Annotated in this window: 15 protein-coding genes; 13 read left to right on the top strand and 2 right to left on the bottom strand. The window is 69.7% G+C overall.

Annotation, left to right across the window (positions count from 1 at the left end; all coding sequences use genetic code 11):
- Window positions 1–107: 107 nt before the first annotated feature.
- Complete coding sequence (locus tag DEU34_RS03985; RefSeq protein WP_121148915.1) at window positions 108–1,226, bottom strand: mannose-1-phosphate guanylyltransferase; 1,119 nt, start codon at window positions 1,224–1,226, stop codon at window positions 108–110.
- 213 nt (window positions 1,227–1,439) lie between these two features.
- On the opposite strand from DEU34_RS03985, the gene sdhC reads away from it, so the two are divergent.
- The 8 genes from sdhC to trpS all read left to right on the top strand — a co-directional run bounded on the left by sdhC (window position 1,440) and on the right by trpS (window position 9,645).
- Complete coding sequence (sdhC, locus tag DEU34_RS03980) at window positions 1,440–1,874, top strand: succinate dehydrogenase, cytochrome b556 subunit (RefSeq protein WP_121148914.1); 435 nt, start codon at window positions 1,440–1,442, stop codon at window positions 1,872–1,874.
- On the top strand, window positions 1,874–2,320 hold the full coding sequence (locus tag DEU34_RS03975; protein ID WP_116645996.1) for a succinate dehydrogenase hydrophobic membrane anchor subunit: 447 nt from the start codon (window positions 1,874–1,876) through the stop codon (window positions 2,318–2,320). Before sdhC ends, DEU34_RS03975 begins: the two co-directional genes overlap by 1 nt.
- 49 nt (window positions 2,321–2,369) lie before the next feature.
- The gene (sdhA, locus tag DEU34_RS03970; protein ID WP_121148913.1) at window positions 2,370–4,199 is read left to right on the top strand and encodes a succinate dehydrogenase flavoprotein subunit; all 1,830 of its coding nucleotides are present in this window, start codon (window positions 2,370–2,372) and stop codon (window positions 4,197–4,199) included.
- Window positions 4,200–4,201: 2 nt separating this feature from the next.
- Window positions 4,202–4,987, top strand: a complete 786-nt coding sequence (locus DEU34_RS03965; protein ID WP_183042351.1) for a succinate dehydrogenase iron-sulfur subunit — start codon at window positions 4,202–4,204, stop codon at window positions 4,985–4,987.
- Window positions 4,988–5,029: 42 nt separating this feature from the next.
- Window positions 5,030–6,169, top strand: a complete 1,140-nt coding sequence (locus DEU34_RS03960) for an MFS transporter (RefSeq protein ID WP_259460016.1) — start codon at window positions 5,030–5,032, stop codon at window positions 6,167–6,169.
- Window positions 6,170–6,178: 9 nt separating this feature from the next.
- Window positions 6,179–7,333 (top strand): YihY/virulence factor BrkB family protein, encoded by a 1,155-nt coding sequence (locus tag DEU34_RS03955; protein WP_121148911.1) that lies wholly within the window; start codon window positions 6,179–6,181, stop codon window positions 7,331–7,333.
- 166 nt (window positions 7,334–7,499) lie between these two features.
- The gene (locus tag DEU34_RS03950) at window positions 7,500–8,348 is read left to right on the top strand and encodes an exodeoxyribonuclease III (RefSeq protein WP_121148910.1); all 849 of its coding nucleotides are present in this window, start codon (window positions 7,500–7,502) and stop codon (window positions 8,346–8,348) included.
- A 292-nt stretch (window positions 8,349–8,640) separates the two neighbouring features.
- Window positions 8,641–9,645, top strand: coding sequence for a tryptophan--tRNA ligase (gene trpS / locus DEU34_RS03945; RefSeq protein WP_121148909.1), 1,005 nt, complete (start codon window positions 8,641–8,643; stop codon window positions 9,643–9,645).
- Between the two features lie 159 nt (window positions 9,646–9,804).
- On the opposite strand, the gene DEU34_RS03940 is transcribed toward trpS, so the two are convergent.
- Window positions 9,805–10,647 carry an endonuclease domain-containing protein gene (locus DEU34_RS03940; RefSeq protein ID WP_121148908.1) on the bottom strand — a complete coding sequence of 281 codons (843 nt, stop codon included), beginning with the start codon at window positions 10,645–10,647 and terminating at the stop codon, window positions 9,805–9,807.
- Window positions 10,648–10,996: 349 nt separating this feature from the next.
- On the opposite strand from DEU34_RS03940, the gene DEU34_RS03935 reads away from it, so the two are divergent.
- The 5 genes from DEU34_RS03935 (at window position 10,997) to ribH (ending at window position 15,590) form a co-directional block, all read left to right on the top strand.
- Window positions 10,997–11,860: an Fpg/Nei family DNA glycosylase gene (locus DEU34_RS03935; protein WP_121148907.1), complete on the top strand. Its 864-nt coding sequence runs from the start codon at window positions 10,997–10,999 to the stop codon at window positions 11,858–11,860.
- 274 nt (window positions 11,861–12,134) lie between these two features.
- Window positions 12,135–13,160: a bifunctional diaminohydroxyphosphoribosylaminopyrimidine deaminase/5-amino-6-(5-phosphoribosylamino)uracil reductase RibD gene (gene ribD / locus DEU34_RS03930; protein WP_121148906.1), complete on the top strand. Its 1,026-nt coding sequence runs from the start codon at window positions 12,135–12,137 to the stop codon at window positions 13,158–13,160.
- Entirely contained in the window at window positions 13,160–13,843 is a 684-nt protein-coding gene (locus tag DEU34_RS03925) for a riboflavin synthase (RefSeq protein ID WP_121148905.1), read from the top strand. Before ribD ends, DEU34_RS03925 begins: the two co-directional genes overlap by 1 nt.
- Window positions 13,840–15,117, top strand: a complete 1,278-nt coding sequence (ribA, locus tag DEU34_RS03920; RefSeq protein ID WP_121148904.1) for a GTP cyclohydrolase II — start codon at window positions 13,840–13,842, stop codon at window positions 15,115–15,117. The genes DEU34_RS03925 and ribA overlap by 4 nt, the downstream gene beginning before the upstream one ends.
- Window positions 15,114–15,590, top strand: a complete 477-nt coding sequence (ribH, locus tag DEU34_RS03915; protein WP_116645985.1) for a 6,7-dimethyl-8-ribityllumazine synthase — start codon at window positions 15,114–15,116, stop codon at window positions 15,588–15,590. The genes ribA and ribH overlap by 4 nt, the downstream gene beginning before the upstream one ends.
- Window positions 15,591–15,726: the final 136 nt, after the last annotated feature.

Raw genomic sequence — 15,726 nt, 5'->3', positions numbered from 1 at the left:
ACGGCCCGAACGAGGGCCGAGGGGCAATGGTTACAAAGACGCAACAGAGGGGACACGGATGCGGCGTGCGAGCCGCAGATCCCCCTGCACCGCGCAGCATCCGCCCGTCAGAGCACGTCGCTGCGGCCGGTCAGTTTCAGGGCATCGACGACGCCCTTGACCCGCTGGGCGTTGTCGCTGGTCGTGACAAGGAGCGCGTCGGGGGTGTCGACGACCACGATGTCGTGGACGCCGATCAGGCTGATCACTCGACTGGTCTGCGAGACGACGATGCCGCTGGAGGAGTCGGCGAGCACGCGCGCGTTCTTCCCGAGGATCGCGAGCTCCCCCTTGCCGCCGTGCGAGTTGAGCTTGGCCAGGCTCGCGAAGTCTCCGACGTCGTCCCAGTCGAAGTGTCCGGGGATCACGGCGAGACGCCCCTTGTCGGCAGCGGGCTCGGCCACGGCGTAGTCGATCGCGATCTTCTTGATCGTCGGCCACACCCGGTCGACGACGGGCCCTCGGCGGTCACGGTCGTCCCACGCCTCGGCGAGCTCCATGAGACCGGCGTGCAGCTCGGGCTCGTTGGCCTCGATCTCGGCGAGGAGCACATCGGCGCGCGTGATGAACATGCCCGCGTTCCAGAGGTAGGCGCGGTCGGCGAAGTAGGTCTGGGCGGTCGCGAGATCGGGCTTCTCGACGAAGCGCTCGACCAGCGCGGCCTCGGGCGCACCCTCGACATCGAGCTCGCCGGCCTTCTTGATGTAGCCGAATCCGATCGACGCCTCGCTGGGCTGGATGCCGATGGTGCAGATGTATCCCTCTCGGGCGACCGCGACGGCCTGCTGCACGGCGAAGGCGAAGGTGTTCGTCCCTCGGATGACGTGGTCGGCGGCGAACGAGCCGATGACGACATCGGGCTCGCGGCGAACGAGGATCGCCGCGGCGAGACCGATCGCGGCCGCGGAGTCGCGCGGCTCGGACTCGAGGATCACGTTCTTGTCGGCGACGCCCGGGAGCTCGCGCTCGACCGCGCCACGGTGCGCGCGTCCCGTCACCACGGCGATGCGGTCGCGCCCCGTCAGGGGCTCGAGGCGGTCCCAGGTGTCTCGGAGGAGGGTCTGACCCGACCCCGTCAGGTCGTGGAGGAACTTCGGTGCCTCGGCGCGCGAGAGGGGCCACAGCCGGCTGCCGATGCCCCCGGCGGGGATCACGGCGTAGAAGTCGTCGAGGGGGTGAGAAGCCATGCCGCCAGGGTAGTGGCGTCGCGGGGTCGCGCCCGTCGCGGCCGGGTGACCGGCATGTAAACGATTCTCTCGATATCGAGATAGTTAGGAGGGCCTTAGGGGCGAACCTATGAGGCGCCGAATAGAATTGCGAAGCGCTCGCGCGCCGTCCGGGATGCCCCGTGCGGGGGCATCGAATGGCCCCGAAACCGTGTTCGATCAGGGAGGACGACCGTGTCAGCACCTGCACGCGTCACACCGTCGATATCCGAGACCACCTCGAAGGTCCCTCGCGGCACCCTGTACCGGGGTAACGAGGGAATGTGGTCGTGGGTGCTCCATCGCGTCACCGGCATCGCGATCTTCTTCTTCCTCCTGGTGCACATCCTCGACACGGCGCTCATCCGCGTGTCGCCCGAGGCGTACGACGCCGTCATCGGCACCTACAAGAACCCGATCATGGGTCTCGGCGAGGTGGCCCTGGTCGGTGCGATCGCCTACCACGCCTACAACGGCCTGCGCATCATCCTCGTCGACTTCTGGGGATGGGCCACCCGCCACCAGCGTCAGCTGTGGTGGGGCGTGCTCGGCCTCTGGGTCGTGACGATGCTCGGCTTCACGCCGCGCCACCTCATCAACGTCTTCTCGAGCATGGGAGTCGGACACTGATGACCACCGCAGACCTCGCGGCACCGCGCACCCCCTACGTCCGCAAGAAGGGCGTCAACCTCGAGAAGTGGGGCTGGCTCTACATGCGCGCCTCGGGCGTGCTGCTGATCATCCTGATCTTCGGCCACCTGTTCTCCAACCTCCTGACCAACGACGGCATCCACCAGATCGACTTCGCCTTCGTCGCCGGCAAGCTGGCCTCGCCGTTCTGGCAGTGGTGGGACGTCGCGATGCTCTGGCTCGCCCTCATCCACGGCGCCAACGGCATGCGCACGATCGTGAACGACTACGTCGCGACGCCGCTCATCCGCCGCATCCTCGTGGTGTCGCTGTGGACCTCCGCGGCGTTCCTCATCCTCCTCGGCACGCTCGTGGTCTTCACGTTCGACCCGTGCATCGGGGTCGACGAGGCCAGCGTGCTCTGGGAAACCTGCACCGGCGCCTGACCCGCACCTCCCCTCGCCCGCACTTCACCGACAGCAGAGGCATCTCCCCGTGAGCACCCAGACCAGCTCGGACTCCGTCGTCAAAGACGGAGTGCACTACCACCAGTTCGACATCGTCATCGTCGGCGCCGGCGGCGCCGGCATGCGCGCGGCGATCGAGGCCGGCCCCGGTGCCAAGACCGCGGTGATCTCGAAGCTCTACCCCACCCGCTCGCACACCGGTGCGGCGCAGGGCGGCATGGCCGCGGCGCTCGCCAACGTCGAAGAGGACTCGTGGGAGTGGCACACGTTCGACACCGTCAAGGGCGGCGACTACCTCGTCGACCAGGACGCGGCCGAGATCCTCGCGAAAGAGGCGATCGACGCGGTCATCGACCTCGAGAACATGGGTCTGCCGTTCAACCGCACGCCCGAGGGCAAGATCGACCAGCGGCGCTTCGGCGGCCACACCGCCGACCACGGCAAGACTCCGGTTCGCCGTGCCTGCTACGCGGCCGACCGCACCGGCCACATGATCCTCCAGACGCTGTTCCAGAACTGCGTGCGCCTGGGCATCAACTTCTTCAACGAGTTCTACGTGCTCGATCTCGTGACCGTCGTCGACGATGCGGGCGCGACCCAGGTCGCCGGTGTCGTCGCGTACGAGCTGTCGACCGGCGAGCTGCACGTGTTCCAGTCGAAGGCCGTGATCTTCGCCACCGGCGGCTTCGGCAAGATCTACAAGACGACCTCCAACGCCCACACCCTCACCGGTGACGGCGTCGGCATCGTCTGGCGCAAGGGCCTGCCCCTGGAGGACATGGAGTTCTTCCAGTTCCACCCGACCGGCCTCGCCGGCCTCGGCATCCTCCTCACCGAGGGCGCGCGCGGTGAAGGTGCGATCCTCCGCAACGCCTCCGGCGAGCGGTTCATGGAGCGCTACGCCCCCACGATCAAAGACCTCGCGCCGCGCGACATCGTCGCACGCTGCATGGTGCAGGAGGTCGCGGAGGGCCGCGGCGCGGGCCCCCACCGCGACTACGTGCTGCTGGACTGCACCCACCTCGGCGCGGAGGTGCTCGAGACGAAGCTTCCCGACATCACCGAGTTCGCCCGCACCTACCTGGGCGTCGACCCGGTCGTCGAACCGGTTCCCGTCATGCCGACCGCGCACTACGCGATGGGCGGCATCCCCACCAACATCAACGCCGAGGTGCTGAGCAACAACACCACCGTCGTGCCGGGCCTCTACGCCGCCGGCGAGTGCGCCTGCGTGTCGGTGCACGGCTCGAACCGCCTCGGCACCAACTCCCTGCTCGACATCAACGTGTTCGGCAAGCGCGCCGGCCGCAACGCGGTGGAGTACGTCAAGACCGCCGAGTTCGTGCCGCTGCCGGACGACCCGGCCAAGGAGGTGCGCGAGCTCATGGAGGGCCTGCGCGCGAACCCCGGCACCGAGCGCATCGCCGTCCTCCGCAAGACCCTGCAGGACGAGATGGACAAGGGCGCCCAGGTGTTCCGCACCGAGGAGTCGCTCACCCGGATGCTGACGACGATCGAGGATCTGCGCACCCGCTTCAACAACATCCACGTCGACGACAAGGGCAAGCGGTTCAACACCGACCTGCTCGAGGCCGTCGAGCTCGGTTTCCTGCTCGACCTCGCCGAGGTCGTGGTGTACTCCGCTCTCAACCGCAAGGAGAGCCGCGGAGGCCACATGCGCGACGACTACCCGACGCGCGACGACGAGAACTACATGAAGCACACCATGGCCTATCTGACGGGCGACCCCCACTCGTCGTTCGCCTCCGACCACATCGAGCTCGACTGGAAGCCCGTGGTCTTCACGAAGAACGAGGCAGGCGAGTTGCGTTACCCGCCCCTGGAGAGGAAGTACTGACCATGGCATCTACAGTCATCGACACGACGGACGCCACGGCGGAGGCCTCGGAGAACACGGCCGACACCGGCATCCAGTCGTTCATCGTCACCTTCAACGTGCGTCGCTTCGATCCGGAGTCCGACACCGAACCTCGCTGGGTCGACTACGACGTGGAGCTCTACCCCACCGACCGCGTGCTCGACGCGCTGCACAAGATCAAGTGGGAGGTCGACGGCTCGCTCGCCTTCCGCCGCTCGTGCGCCCACGGCATCTGCGGCTCCGATGCGATGCGCATCAACGGCCGCAACCGCCTGGCCTGCAAGACGCTCATCAAGGATCTCGACATCTCGCAGCCGATCTACGTCGAGGCGATCAAGGGCCTGCCGCTGGAGAAGGACCTCATCGTCGACATGGAGCCGTTCTTCGCCTCCTACCGCGACGTGCAGCCGTTCCTGATCTCCAAGACCAAGGCCGAGCCCGGCAAGGAGCGCGTGCAGTCCATCGTCGACCGCGAGGTCTTCGACGACACCACGAAGTGCATCCTCTGCGCCGCCTGCACCTCGTCGTGCCCGGTCTTCTGGACCGACGGACAGTACTTCGGACCCGCTGCGATCGTGAACGCGCACCGCTTCATCTTCGACTCGCGCGACGACGCGGCCGACGTGCGTCTCGACATCCTCAACGACAAGGAAGGCGTCTGGCGTTGCCGCACGACCTTCAACTGCTCCGAGGCCTGCCCCCGCGGCATCGAGGTCACCAAGGCGATCGCCGAGGTCAAGCAGGCGGTTCTGCGCGGCGGTCGCTGACACTCGCTCCCTGAGGGATCGTCCGCGCGCTACCCTGTGCGCGTGGACGAGCGGATGCGGCGACCGGCGGGTGCCGCCATCGGCGCGGCGTATGCGGCGCAGGGTCTCGGCTACGCGGCCGTCGTCACCTCGCTTCCTTCGCTGAAGGATCAGGTGCGCATCGACGACGTCGCCGTCGCGGTGATCGTGCTCGGGGTGAGCGTGGCCGCGGCCGTCGGATCGGTGCTCGCCGACCTCATCGCCGTCCGGGCCGGTAGCCGCGCGGCGCTCGTCACGGGCCTGCTCCTGCAGGCCGCCGCTCTGCCGCTGATCGCCCTTCTGACCCCTCTCCCCCCGTTCCTGGCGGCCTTCGCCGTCTACGGCCTCGGGCTCGGTTGCGTCGACGCGGCGTCGGCGATGCAGGGCGTCGCGCTCCAGCGCTCGCTCGCCCGCCCCGTGCTCGGACGACTCTTCGCCGTCTACACCGCCGCGGCGATCGTCGGAGCGGTGCTCGTCGCCGGCGCGGCGGCGTCCGCGCTGCCGCCGATACCGCTCCTGATCGCCTGCGCGGTCGCCGTCGGCGCAGCCGTGGCGGGAGTGCGCTGGTTCTCGACGGAACGACCCGTCGCCGCAGCATCCGGCTCGTCACGGCTTCCGCGGCGGGGCATCTGGGTGTTCGGCTCGGTCATCTTCGCGGCCTTCGCCCTGGATGCGGCGGTCAGCACGTGGAGCACGGTCTACCTCGCCGACACCCTCACCACCGCCGCGGTGATCGCTCCCCTCGGCTATGCCGCGTACCAGGGCGCCGTTCTCGTGACGCGGTTGGCGACCGATGCCCTCGTCACGGGGCTCGGCCGCCGAGCGCTGGCGGTGCTGTCGGCGGTGGTCGCGATCGTCGGATGCGGCGTGGTCGCCGCCGTCCCCCTGCCGGCGGCGGCGGTCGTCGGCTTCGCGCTCGCGGGCGTGGCGACGGGCGTGCTCGTGCCGGTCGCCTTCGCCGCCGCCGGCGACCTCGACCCCGCACGCACCGACGAGGTGATCGCCCGGGTGAACCTCTTCACCTACGCCGGCGCGGTGCTCGGGGCCGTGGGCGTGGGACTCATCGGCGACGCGACCGGGCTCGGTATCGCGTTCCTGCTTCCGGGGCTCGCGCTCCTCACCGTCCTCGTCGTGCGACGGCGCTTCGCCCCGCGCGCTCGGTAGTCTGATCGGGTGGCAGACTCCAATGCGTCCGGGGAGCGCCTGCAGGCGCTGCGCGAGCGACTGGACGAGCCGATCGAGAAGGCGACCGAACTGACGAGGAAGACCCTCGCCTGGTTTCCGATCCGCGTCTGGCGCCATTTCCTGCAGCACAACGGGTTCCTGCTCGCGGCCGGGATCAGCTATCAGTCGCTCTTCGCGATCTTCGGCGTCATCTATCTCTCCTTCGCGCTCGCGGGTCTGTGGCTCGGCGGCAGCACGGAGTCGGTGCAGGCGCTCATCGACCTGATCAACCGCTACATCCCGCAGATCATCAGCGAGAACGGGCTCGTGAAGCCCGAGCAGGTCGAAGCGGTCGCGGCCGGCAGCACCGGCCTTCTCACCGTCACCGGCATCGTCGCGGCGGTCGTGGTCATCTGGACCGCCATCGGGTTCATCACCTACGCCCGCCGCGCCGTGCGCGACACCTTCGGCCTCCCCTTCGACCGGCGCAGCTACGTGCTGCTCAAAGCCCGCGACTTCCTCGCCGCGGTGATGTTCGGGGTGGCGCTCATCGTCGGCGCCGGGCTCGGACTCGTCGCCACCGGCGCGATCGAGCTCATCTTCCTGCTGCTCGGCTGGGACAGCCAATCGATCTGGGTGCGCGTCCTCAGCCGCGTGCTGGCGTTCGTCGTGGCGTTCTGGGTCAACACCTCCGCCCTGGCGGCCATGTTCCGGTTCCTCACGGGCGCCTCGCTCTCGTGGCGGCGCATCTGGTCGGGATCGCTCCTCGGCGGCGGCGCGATGGTCGCCCTGCAGATCGCCGCGGGCTTCCTCTTCGTCTACTCCCCCACCAACCCCCTCCTGGCGACGTTCGCGATCTTCATCGGGTTCCTCCTCTGGTTCCGCCTCAACGGGATCGTGATCCTCGTCGCCGCCGCGTGGATCGCCGTGGGTGCCGAGGACCGCGGCCTGTCGCTGTTGTCGGAAGACGAGCGGGTGGCCGCCGAACACGCCGCGCTCGTCACCGCCGCGCAGGTGCGCCTGCGAGACGCCGAGCAGGAGCTCCACGGCGCCCCGTGGTACGCCCACTGGTGGGCCGCACGCGAGGTGAACCGATTGCGTGACGATCTCGCCGAGGCCGAAGCATCCGCCCCTCCTCGGGCCTCGAGCACCTTCCTCGACTGAGCCTCCCCGCCCGTCCCTCGCTCCTGTGCCGGAATGTGGCGCATTCCTGTGGTGTGCCGGAATGTGGCGCATTCCGGCGAATGACCGCAACGATTGGTACCGTCATGAGCGGCAAGGTGTGGCAGTCGCCCCGGCCGTGTCGGGGCCCGCGGTTAGGCTTGCGGTCGTGTCTCGCAGCGTTCGCATCGTCTCCATCAATGTCAACGGCATCCGTGCCGCCGTCCGCAACGGGATGAACGATTGGCTCGCCGAAGCCGATGCCGACATCCTCGCGATCCAAGAGGTGCGCGCCACCGCCGACGACCTGCGCACCGCACTGCCCGGATGGGAGATCGTCAACGACGAGGCCCTCGCGAAGGGCCGCGCCGGTGTCGCGATCGCCAGCCGGGTGGCACCCGTCGAAGTGCGCACCTCGCTCAGCGCCGATCCCGTCGACTCGGCCGGCCGCTGGCTCGAGGGCGACTTCGACATCGACGGCGAGACCGTGACGGTCGTGAGCGCCTACGTGCACAGCGGCGAGGTCGGCACCCCCAAGCAGGAGGCGAAGTGGGGCTTCCTCGATGCCATGGAGAAGCGGATGCCGCAGCTCGCCGCCGAGCGCCGGCTGGCCCTCATCATGGGCGACCTCAACGTCGGTCACCGCGAGCTCGACATCCGCAACTGGAAGGGCAACGTCAAGAAGGCCGGCTTCCTCCCGCGTGAGCGCGGCTACTTCGACCGCTTCCTCGGCGAGGCCGAAGCGACCGTGACGGGCGTCGACGGCAGCGTCGGCACCGGACTCGGCTGGATCGACATCGGCCGCCGCCACGCCGGCGAGGTCGACGGCCCGTACACGTGGTGGTCGAGCCGCGGCAAGGCCTTCGACACCGACACCGGCTGGCGCATCGACTACCACCTCGCCACCCCCGCCATCGCAGAGCGCGTCACCGACTACCGCATCGGCCGGGCACCCTCGTGGGACACACGCTGGAGCGACCACGCTCCCGTGGTGGCCGACTACACCCTCGGCCTCTGACGCGCCGCGCTCCGAGTGCACGGCGGCTGACGCCGCATCCGCTCACCACGTCCGCGACCGAGTCCGCATCCCTGCGCAGCCGTGGGGTGCTGATCCACGTGACGCCGTGTGGAGCGGATGCTGCGCCGTTCCGGGGAGCGGCGGAGCGGTGGGAGGGTCCGCGACGCTGGCATCGGGTCTGGCGGTGAGCCGCCGGCCGCAGGCCGACCACTCCGGGCATGCGTCACGGACCCTCCTACCGCGCAGCCGCGGGCGGGGCTGACGCCGCATCCACCCGCTCTAGGATTGGGCGGTGACCAAACCGCGTTTGTACTCCGGCATGCAGCCCTCGGCCGATTCGCTCCAGATCGGCAACTACATCGGGGCGCTCATGCAGTGGCGGGAACTGCAGGACTCGTACGACGCGTACTTCTCCGTCGTCGACCTGCACGCGCTCACCCAGCCGAACGACCCGGCCGAGCTGCGGGCGAAGACCCGACGCACCGCCGCCCAGTACATCGCGGCGGGCATCGAGCCCTCGCGATCGACGCTGTACGTGCAGTCGCACGTGGCGGCGCACTCCGAGCTCGCCTGGGCACTGTCGACCATCACCGGATTCGGTGAGGCCGGTCGCATGACGCAGTTCAAGGACAAGTCGGCCCGCTACGGTGCGGACGCCACGAACGTCGGCCTCTTCACCTATCCCGTGCTGATGGCCGCCGACATCCTGCTGTACCAGACCGACGTCGTGCCCGTCGGCGACGATCAGAAGCAGCACATCGAGCTCACGCGCGACCTGGCCGAGCGTTTCAATTCGCGCTACGGGAAGACCTTCACCGTTCCGACGCCGGTGATCCAGCGCGACACGGCCCGCATCTACGACCTGCAGAACCCGACGGCGAAGATGTCGAAGTCGGCCGAATCCGACGCCGGGGTGCTGTGGCTCCTCGACGAGCCGTCCAAGAGCGCGAAGAAGATCATGCGGGCGGTCACCGACAGCGAGGGCGTCGTACGGTTCGACCGCGAGACGAAGCCCGGGGTGTCGAACCTGCTCGTGATCTACGCCGCCCTGACCGGACGACAGATCGCCGCGATCGAAGACGAGTACGCCGGCCGCGGCTACGGCGACTTCAAGAAGGGCCTCGCCGAGGTCGTCGTCTCGGAGTTCGGGCCGGTGCGCGAGCGCGCTCTCGCGCTGCTCGACGACACGGCCGAACTCGACCGGGTGCTCGCGGAGAACGCCGGGCGCGCAGCATCCGTCGCCAACCGCACCCTCAGCGACGTCTACGACCGGATGGGCCTGCTGCGGCGCGTCTGAAACCGGTCGCACCTCGTCGCGTCGGCCTCATCGCCACAACTCAGGATGGTTCGCACGGGCATCCGACGGGGCCTTGATTCGTCAGGGCACGCGCACCGCTCGGACGCAACCAGCCTGAATTACGGATGCGCGGCCGACCGACCTCGCGCGGACGCGGGATCAGCGAGGACGGCTCGCGAGCATGCGCTTGACCGCGGCCAGGACGAGCTCGGGCTCGTCCATGATCATCTTCGCGGTCGGTCTCAGCGTCGTGTATCCCCGAGCGGCCAGCAGCATGTCACGGCGACGATCTCGTTCCTGGCTCTCCCAACCGGCGTGGAATTCCTGGCTGTCGCACTCGATGACGAGCCAGCCGTCGACCAGCAGATCGACACGTCCGATGCCATCGAACGACACCTGCACCCTCACCTCGCAGCCGAGGGACCGCAGCATCAGCCGCATGATCGTCTCCGGCCCCGACTCGGAACGCGGATCGAGCAGCGGAAGGAGCACGCGGTATTTTGCCGGGAGCGCGTGGAACATGTCGGCGACCTCCTCCATGCGCACCAATCCCTGGTGCAGAGCGCTGTCGAGCGTGGCGACGGCGGCACGCGGCGCCTGGCAGAGCACGGAGTGCGCCAGCGCGTCGAGGATCGATACGCACGCCGACTGTCCGGGCGGAATGATCAAGGGAAGCCAGTGCAGTCGAACACCCCGCCTCGTCCGGGTTGACAGAGCGCGCCGTCGATCGTGCGGGGAGCGCAGGCGCGAGGCGTTGCGCGGAAGGTGGACGTGTAATGCGCCGTGGCGCAGCACGAAGACCGACAGCATCGACAGGAGCGACAGGCACGTGAGTCGCCCACCCACACGCACGGCGCGAATGATCGACTCGGCCGTGTCGCCGGGGAGGTAGTGGTCACGGCGCGCCCGCACCAGGTATCCGAGAGCGAGGGCGGCGTCGATGTCGGCGCGACGAAATCCATCACGCACGAGGTCGTGACGGTGGAGGAACTCGATATTCATCACGCGACGATCGCCAGCAGCCACGAGCCGATGGGCGCGCGGCGCACATCCGTGGACGAAAGGCGACTCAGCGGATGCTGTGGAGGACCGCTTCTCGCACGAACTCAGGCTGAATCCGGGCGCCCGCCTGCGCGCCCGCGGAAAACCGGGGTTCGACAGGCGCTCAAGAATTCTCATCCTGAGTTCGGGCCGAAGCCGAGCGCGCAGGGGCGGGTGGAGCTGCGGGAGGGACGGACCGCACGGCGCACAGCGGAGCGCAGAGGAGCGGGCGAAGCGCACGGGGCGGGCGGAGCGCACGAGAGCGCACAAGGGCGGGACGGCTGTCGACGGTGCGTGGGAGGATGGGCGCATGCCGGAGATGCCGGAAGTACAGGGCCTCGTCGATTTCCTCCGCGGACGCGTGGTCGGGGTGGAAGTGACGCGGGCGAGCGTCAGCGCGATCTCGGCGCTGAAGACCTACGATCCGCCCATCACGGCTGTGGTCGGTGCGCACGTGACCGGGGTCGAGCGGCGCGGCAAGTTCGTCGACATCGCCACCGACGCCGGCGCGCACCTCGTCTTCCACCTCGCGAAGGCCGGCTGGCTGCGGTGGTACGAAACTCTCCCGTCGACCGTGATCCGCCCCGGCAAGACGCAGATCGCGCTGCGCGTCGGTCTCGCCGACGGGTCGGGCTTCGACCTCACCGAGGCGGGCACGAAGAAGTCGCTCGCGGTGTACGTCGTGAGCGATCCCGCCGACGTGCCGGGCATCGCCCGACTCGGGCCCGATCCGCTCGATCCGGGCTTCGATCGCAACACGTTCGCCGCGCTGCTGGCGGATCGCCGAACGCAGATCAAGGGCGTGCTGCGCGACCAGTCGATCGTCGCGGGGGTCGGCAACGCCTACTCCGATGAGATCCTGCACGCCGCGAAGATGTCGCCGTACGCCCTCGCGGCGGGCCTGAGCGCCGAGGAGATCGATCGTCTCTACGCCGCGCTGCGCGACACGCTGGCCGAGGCCGTCACCACCGCGAGCGGCAAGCCCCCGGCCGAGCTGAAAGACGCGAAACGACGCGGAATGCGGGTGCACGGCCGTCGCGGCGAGACCTGCCCGGTCTGCGGCGGCGAGGTCAAGAGCGTGTTCTTCGCCGACAACTCGCTGGAGTACTGCCCGGTCTGCCAGACCGGAGGGAAGATCCTCGCCGATCGCCGGTTGTCGCGCCTGCTGAAATGACCGCGCGCGATCGGGGAATGAAACGTCGAGACGGGCGTTGACTAGAATCGCACCCAACACACACGTGCTCCGGGGTCGGTGAGAATCCGAACCGGCGGTGACAGTCCGCGAACTCGCGATATCCGACAGGATGCTTCGGGTTGATCCGGTGGAATTCCGGAACCGACGGTGATGCGACGAGCGATCGTCGTCAGTCCGGATGGGAGGAGGCACGCACGGTACGCCGTGCCGTTGCGTCTTGACCCCCGGGGATTCACCGGAAGGAACAGGACCGATGGCCACCACCGCCGAGCTCGAGGCGATGCGGCACGCGCTGCGCCTCGCCCGGCGGGGTCCGCGGGGTGTGAACCCCCAGGTGGGATCCGTGATCCTCTCCCCCGCCGGCGACGTCATCGCCGAGGGCTGGCACCGAGGAGCGGGCACCGCCCACGCCGAGGTCGACGCGCTCTCGAAGCTCGAGCCGGGTGCCGCCCGCGGCGCGACCGCCGTCGTGACCCTCGAGCCCTGCAACCACACCGGGCGCACGGGGCCCTGCGCCGTCGCTCTCATCGAGGCCGGCGTCGGGCGGGTCGTCTACGCGATGGCCGACCCCAACGCCGCCGCCGCCGGCGGAGCCGAGCGTCTACGTGCCGCCGGGGTCGAGGTCGAGGGCGGGGTGCTCATCGACGACGCGATGGATCTCCTGCGCGGCTGGCTCGACGTGCAGCGCCTGCGCCGTCCTCGCGTGACCGTCAAGTGGGCGCAGAGCCTCGACGGCCGCGCGGCGGCGGCCGACGGCACGAGCCAGTGGATCACCGGGCCGGAGGCACGGGCCGACGTTCACCGACGTCGCGCCGAGGCCGACGCGATCGTCGTCGGCACGGGCACGCTGCTCGCCGACGACCCGGCCTTGACCGCGCGCCGCGCCGACGGCTCGCTGTACGACGCGCAGCCGCGGCCCGTGGTCATCGGCTCGGCCGAGGTGCCGACGGATGCTGCGGTGCGGCGTCACCCGATCGATCCGCTGTTCTTCGCCACCCGCGACCTCGACACCGTGCTCGCCGACCTCCGCGAGCGCGGGGTGCAGCGCGTGTTCGTCGAGGGCGGCCCGACGCTCGCCAGCGCGTTCGTCCGCGCCGGTCTCGCCGACGAGATGCTCGTGTACGTCGCCCCGGTCCTGCTCGGCGGCGACCGGCTCGCCGTGGGAGACATCGGCGTCGCCACCATCGCCGACGCGCACCGGCTGCGCGCGGCATCCGTCACCGCTCTCGGCGACGACCTCCTGGTCGTCGCGCACCCCGCCGTCGAAGGAGACCTCTGATGTTCACCGGAATCGTGGAAGAGATCGGCACGGTCACCTCCGTCGAGCCTTCGGGCGACGGCGTGCGGCTCACGGTGCACGCACCCGTCGCGGTCTCCGACGCCGCCCACGGCGACTCGATCGCGGTGAGCGGCGTGTGCCTCACGGTCGTCGAGCAGGGGGCCGACTGGTTCACCGCCGATGTCATGAAGCAGACGCTCGACATGTCGACCCTCGCGGGCGTCGCTCCCGGGCGGCCCGTGAACCTCGAGAGGGCCACCGCTGCGCACGGCCGCCTCGGCGGGCACATCGTGCAGGGCCACATCGACGGCACCGGCGAGGTGCGCGAGGTGCGACCGGGCGAGCAGTGGCGCGTGGTGCGCGTGGGCATCCCGGCAGCGCTCGCCCCGCTCGTCGTCGACAAGGGCTCCATCGCCATCGACGGCATCTCGCTGACGGTGAGCGCCGTCAGCGATGCCGACGAACCCGCGCCGTGGCTCGAGGTCTCCCTCATCCCCGAGACCCTCGAGGCCACGACGCTCGGGGCGGCGGAGGTCGGCGACCCCGTCAACCTCGAGACCGACATCCTCGCGCGCCATGTGCAGCGCCTGTTCAGCTTCTCTTCCGGGGCGAGCGGGGCCGCTTCCTCCCCCGCAGCCGACGAGACGCCTTCCGCATCCACGACCGAAGGAGGCTCGCGATGAGCCTTGCCAGCATCCCCGAGGCTCTCGACGCGCTCCGCGCCGGTCGCCCCATCATCGTCTCGGACGACGAGAACCGCGAGAACGAGGGCGATGTCGTCCTCTCCGCCGAGCGGGCGACCGCCGAGTGGATCGCCTGGACCGTGCGGTGGTCGAGCGGCTTCATCTGCGCGCCGATGCCCGCCGAGTGGGCCGACCGCCTCGACCTCCCCCCGATGGTGGAGGTCAACCAGGACGCCCGCGGCACCGCGTACACGGTGAGCGTCGACGCCGCCACGAACGTCACGACCGGCATCAGCGCGGCCGACCGCGCCCGCACGCTCAACGTGCTGGCCGACCCCGAGTCCGTTCCGACGAGCGTGCACCGGCCGGGACACATCCTGCCCCTGCGCGCGGTCGACGGCGGCGTGCGCGAGCGGAGCGGACACACCGAGGCCGCCGTGGAGCTCATGCAGCTCGCGGGGCTCTCGCCCGTCGGCGCCATCGCCGAGATCGTCGCCGAGGACGGCAGCATGATGCGGCTGCCCGGCCTTCTGGAACTCGGCGAGCGCGACGGCATCCCCGTCATCACGATCGAGCAGCTCATCGCTCACCTCGATCAGATCGCGCCCGCCCCGGCCGCACCCGCCGACCGCCACAAGCGGCGCGTGAGCCTGCGCGCCGAGGCCCAGGTTCCCACCTCGCACGGCGAGTTCCGCTTCCTCGCCTACAAGGACCGCGTCACCGGCACCGACCACATCGCGGTCGTCTCCGGCGACCTCTCCAGTGAGGCACCGCTGGTGCGCGTGCACTCGGAGTGCCTCACCGGCGAGGCCTTCGGCTCGCTCAAGTGCGAGTGCGGCCCGCAGCTCGATGCCGCGCTCGACGCCATCGACAGGGAGGGCGGCGTCGTCGTCTACATGCGCGGGCACGAGGGCCGCGGCATCGGCCTCATCAACAAGCTCCGCGCCTACAGCCTGCAGGAGCGCGGACTCGACACCGTCGACGCGAACCTGGCGCTCGGGCTCCCCGCCGACGCGCGCGACTACGCGGCGGCCGCCGGCATCCTGGCCGACCTGGGAATCGAACGCGTGCGCCTGCTCACCAACAACACCGACAAGGTCTCGCAGCTGCGTCAGCTCGGACTCGAGATCGTCGAGCAGGTGCCGCTCCTCGTGGGCGTCGGGCCCAACAACCACCAGTACCTGTCGACGAAGCGCGACCGGATGGGACACATCATCGCCGAGCAAGACCTCAGCGATGCCCTCGAGCAGATGAAGGAAGGGGCCGGTTCATGAGCGGCAAAGGAGCACCGATCACAGGAGACCTTCGAGGAGAAGGGCTGTCGATCGTCGTGGTCGCTGGCACCTGGCACGACGCCATCACCGACGGACTGATCGCGGGGGCCGAGCGCACGCTCGACGCGGCAGGTGCCGACTGGCGCCTCGTGCGGGTCCCCGGCTCGTTCGAGCTGCCCGTCGCGGCGAAGGCGGCCTTCGAGGCCGGCGCCGACGCGGTGGTGGCCCTCGGCGTGATCATCCGCGGCGGTACGCCCCACTTCGAGTACGTGTCGTCGGCGGCGACCGACGGGCTCACCCGGGTGGCGATCGACGCCGGTCGTCCGGTCGGCTTCGGCGTGCTGACCCTCGACGACGAGCAGCAGGGCATCGATCGGGCAGGACTCCCGGGCTCGAAGGAAGACAAGGGAGCCGAAGCGGCGGATGCTGCGGTGCGCACCGCGCTCGTCCTGCGGCAGCTGCGCGCGGGCTGACGGCGCCGAGGGGTCTGCGAGCGGCATAGGATCGTTCACCGTGTGTCGGCGACCAGGCCGTCGCACTCGGTGACCCGGCGTCCAGCCCCGGCGCAGACCCCGCGCCCACGGCCGCCCACCGCGACGCATCGCAGAA

The sequence above is a fragment of the Microbacterium sp. AG1240 genome, assembly GCF_003635115.1.
Classification (GTDB): Bacteria; Actinomycetota; Actinomycetes; order Actinomycetales; family Microbacteriaceae; genus Microbacterium.
Note: the sequence above shows the minus strand (reverse complement) of the source record. Positions and strands in the feature narration are given on the sequence as shown.

Coding starts and splice junctions, on each gene's coding strand:
- ribD (WP_121148906.1), top strand. CDS start 12,135: ATGGCCACCACCGCCGAGCTCGAGGCGATGCGGCACGCGCTGCGCCTC.
- DEU34_RS03935 (WP_121148907.1), top strand. CDS start 10,997: ATGCCGGAGATGCCGGAAGTACAGGGCCTCGTCGATTTCCTCCGCGGA.
- DEU34_RS03965 (WP_183042351.1), top strand. CDS start 4,202: ATGGCATCTACAGTCATCGACACGACGGACGCCACGGCGGAGGCCTCG.
- ribA (WP_121148904.1), top strand. CDS start 13,840: ATGAGCCTTGCCAGCATCCCCGAGGCTCTCGACGCGCTCCGCGCCGGT.
- DEU34_RS03940 (WP_121148908.1), bottom strand. CDS start 10,647: ATGAATATCGAGTTCCTCCACCGTCACGACCTCGTGCGTGATGGATTT.
- DEU34_RS03925 (WP_121148905.1), top strand. CDS start 13,160: ATGTTCACCGGAATCGTGGAAGAGATCGGCACGGTCACCTCCGTCGAG.
- ribH (WP_116645985.1), top strand. CDS start 15,114: ATGAGCGGCAAAGGAGCACCGATCACAGGAGACCTTCGAGGAGAAGGG.
- DEU34_RS03985 (WP_121148915.1), bottom strand. CDS start 1,226: ATGGCTTCTCACCCCCTCGACGACTTCTACGCCGTGATCCCCGCCGGG.
- DEU34_RS03975 (WP_116645996.1), top strand. CDS start 1,874: ATGACCACCGCAGACCTCGCGGCACCGCGCACCCCCTACGTCCGCAAG.